Source organism: Mesorhizobium sp. (assembly GCF_004963255.1).
In the GTDB taxonomy this organism is placed as follows: Bacteria; Pseudomonadota; Alphaproteobacteria; order Rhizobiales; family Rhizobiaceae; genus Mesorhizobium.
Map to the genome: position 1 here is coordinate 1 of NZ_SUGA01000158.1, position 203 is coordinate 203.

At 60.6% G+C, this 203-nt stretch carries 1 protein-coding gene; it reads right to left on the reverse strand.

What is annotated here, in order from left to right; translation table 11 throughout:
- Window positions 1–203, reverse strand: a 203-nt coding sequence (locus E5X34_RS32880) for a pyridoxal-phosphate dependent enzyme (protein ID WP_292573415.1), incomplete at both ends; no start/stop codon positions are given.

Below are 203 nucleotides of genomic sequence, written 5' to 3' on the forward strand. Positions count from 1 at the left end.
GCATCATCATGTGGGACCCAGCTCTCCTGGACCAGGAGGCATTTCATGCCGATCTTGGCGGCGACCGCAGCGACCATGCGCGTATGGTTGGACTGCACGCCACCGATTGTGACGAGCGTATCGGCATCTGACGCGATCGCGTCGGGCACAATGTATTCGAGCTTGCGCAGCTTGTTTCCGCCGAACGCGAGACCGGAGTTGCA